The sequence below is a fragment of the Aminobacter sp. P4_H6_2 genome (genome assembly GCF_056400805.1).
This window is the reverse complement of sequence record NZ_JBFUKO010000642.1, coordinates 1-2,944: the sequence shown is the minus strand read 5'-3', so window position 1 is coordinate 2,944 and position 2,944 is coordinate 1. Positions and strand designations below refer to the sequence as shown.

Genomic DNA, 2,944 nt, shown 5'->3' with positions numbered 1-2,944 from the left:
CCCTGAGCCTACTCGCCACGGCAGGGTCCTGGCGCAGGATCGCGAGCGTCTGGGCGAGGCGGCGACTTGGCGTGGTGTCCACCGGCAGGCCGTCGACGGATATCGCGCCGCTCTGCAGAGGCTGCAGCCGCGCGATCAGCGACAAAAGGCTCGATTTGCCGGCACCATTGGGTCCGACAAGTGCCGTCACTCCGCCCTTGGGCATGGTCAGCGAAACATCGCTCAGGATTTGCGTGTCGCCATATCTAAGCGAAACATTCTTGATCTCGATCATCGCTTGCTCGTTGTGATCAGCATGGCCAGGAACACCAGTCCCCCTACGAATTCGATGACGACACCCAGTGTCGAGGCGCCCCCCAGCACATGCTGAAGCAGCATCTGGCCGCCAAGCAGCACGATGATCGCCGTAAGCATCGCTGCGGGCAGCAAAAGGTGATGACGCCGGCTGTTGATGATGCGCTCGGCGAGCGCAACCACCAGCAATCCAAAGAAGGTGACGGGGCCGACCAGGGCCGTCGATACAGCTACGAGTGCCGCGACAAGCATCAAGAGGCCGGTCAGCGCCCGGGTCCAGTTGACGCCGAGCCCGATTGCACTGTCGGAACCAAGCGCCAGCACATCGAGCAGATGACGCTTTCGCCAGGTGATCACTGTGGCGATCACCGTGACGACAAGGCTGATGACCATCAGGTCGGGGCGCACGGTGTTGAAATTGGCGAAGCTCGCGCCCTGAACCACGGCGAATTCATTGGGGTCGATGAGGCGCGCAATCAGCGAAGCGAGGCTGCGAAACAGCACCCCGAGCACGACCCCGGTCAAAAGCAGCAGCCCGACGTCGAAGCGCCGCCTGAGCATGGGCATGAACAGCAGCAACGCCATGGCCATCATCAGGCAGGCTTCTCCGGCGAATTTCATGCGTGGGTCGAGCGCGACAAATCCGACTCTGCCAAGCGCCACGACCAGAACCATCTGGCCGAACAGGTAAAGCGCATCGAGCCCCATGATCTGCGGCGTCAGCACCCGGTTTGCCGTCACTGTCTGGAACACCACGGTCGAGACGGCGATCGCCACGCCGACCTGCACCAGCGTGAGCAGCCGCAATGTGCGTAGCTCGAGCGCGAAGGCGATGTTGCCGCGCAGCCCGACGGTCATGAAGGCGACGGCCGCAGTAAGGGCCAGCGCGCCAAGTATCCACAATCGCTTGTCAGGCACGCGCAGTCCGCCCAAACAGGATCCACAGGAACAGCCCCGAACCGACCACGCCGAGAACCGTGCCGACAGGGATTTCGTAGGGGTAGCGGATGACGCGGCCAACGATGTCGCAAGCGAGCACCAGTGCCGCGCCTGAAATCGCGACCCAGGGCAGGGCGCTCCTCAGATTGTCGCCCATCAGCCGGGAGATGAGATTAGGCACCACAAGGCCGACAAACGGAATCATGCCGACCACGACCACGGCCAAGGACGAGATCACTGCGACCATGACCAGCCCGAGCTGGACGATGCGCTGATAGTTGAGCCCAAGCCCGACGCTGACCTCGCGCCCCATCGACACGATGGTCAGCCGGTCGGCGATCCACCAGGCAAGCGCGACCATCGCCGCCAGAATCCACAAAAGCTCGTAGCGCCCGCGCAGCACGCCGGAGAATTCGCCGTTGGTCCAGATATCGACATATTGCAGCAGGTCCGCCTGCCAGGCGATGAAGGTCACGGCAGCACCTATGACGCCGCCATAGACAAGGCCAAATAGCGGAATGAGGAAGGGCTGCGTCGGCGGCAGCCGGTGGGCGATGGACAGGAAAACGGAGGTTCCGGCGAGCGCTGTGGCACTTGCGGCAAGTGTCTTGACGCCGATCGACGCCGACGGAAACAGCATCGTCACCGCCAGGATGCCAAGTGCTGCACTTTGGCCAGTTCCCGTCATCGTCGGTTCGACAAACCGGTTGCGCGCGAGGATCTGCAAGACGAGGCCGGCAATCGCCAGCCCCGCGCCGACGAGAACCGCCGCCAGCGTCCGGGGCAGGCGGCTGACCAGAAGCAGTTCAAGCGCCCCTGCATCGGAAAAGTCCTTGCCGAGTGAAAAATCATCGACACCGACACCGAGGCTCAGCGCGAAAAGCCCGACCAGGCTGGTGGCGACCACCAGCCTGGCATAGGGCATTGCCAGTGTCATCACTGCGCCTTGGCGAAGGCTTCTTCGATTGTCTTGAGGACTCTATGGGTGGACTGAACACCGCCTGCAGCGATGTAGAAGTCGGATGAAGGCAGGTAGATCACCTGGCCCTTTTTCCAGGCGGTGGTCTGGGCAACCAGCTCGTTGTCGAGCGTCGCCTTCGCGCCTTGCTCGCCGGAACCGATTGCCGCTGCGCGGTCGAGCACAAGAAGCCAATCAGGATTGGCCTTGCTGATGAATTCAAACGCGATGGCCTCGCCATGGTTGGCCGCCTCGACATTGGCTACCGCGGGCTCGAGTTCGAGCGTCTTATGCAGCCAGCCGAAACGCGAGCCGGGGCCATAGGCGGTGATCTTGGGGCCGTTGGTCATCAGGATCAGGGCCTTGCCCTTGCCTTTCACGGCCTGCCGGGCGGCTTCAACGGCAGCGTCAAGTTCCTTGCCAGCAGCGGCGGCTTCATCGGCCTTGGCGAAGAGTGCCCCATAGGCCACAAGCCGCTCTTTGGCCTGGGCAACAAGGTCGTCGCCATTCATCGTCATGTCGATGGTGGGGGCAACGCGAGCGGTCGCTTCGGCCTTTGCCGACGAACGTCCGCCGACGATCACAAGGTCAGGCGCAAGTGCGTTCAGCGCCTCGAGGTCAGGCTCGAAAAGCGTGCCGACGACCGTAGCGCCCTTGGCGACATCGGCAAGTTCAGGCACGAACAGCTTGTTGGGGACGCCGACAGGCTGGATGCCGAGGCGGTTGAGCGTGTCGATGGCGGCGATGTCGTAG

4 protein-coding genes are annotated in these 2,944 nt (G+C 62.9%); all 4 read right to left on the bottom strand.

From position 1 onward, the window contains the following. The coding region (locus AC1DUU_RS27930; protein WP_476786595.1) for an ATP-binding cassette domain-containing protein at positions 1 to 274 on the bottom strand (274 nt) is incomplete at its 3' end. Continuing rightward, positions 271 to 1,212, bottom strand: a complete 942-nt coding sequence (locus AC1DUU_RS27925) for an iron chelate uptake ABC transporter family permease subunit (protein WP_476786594.1) — start codon at positions 1,210 to 1,212, stop codon at positions 271 to 273. The genes AC1DUU_RS27930 and AC1DUU_RS27925, both read right to left, overlap by 4 nt. Further along, a complete protein-coding gene (locus AC1DUU_RS27920) occupies positions 1,205 to 2,170 on the bottom strand; it encodes an ABC transporter permease (RefSeq protein WP_476786593.1) in 966 nt (321 codons plus the stop codon). The genes AC1DUU_RS27925 and AC1DUU_RS27920 overlap by 8 nt, the downstream gene beginning before the upstream one ends. Beyond that, positions 2,170 to 2,944, bottom strand: a 775-nt coding sequence (locus AC1DUU_RS27915; protein ID WP_476786592.1) for a siderophore ABC transporter substrate-binding protein, incomplete at its 5' end; no start/stop codon positions are given. The genes AC1DUU_RS27920 and AC1DUU_RS27915, both read right to left, overlap by 1 nt.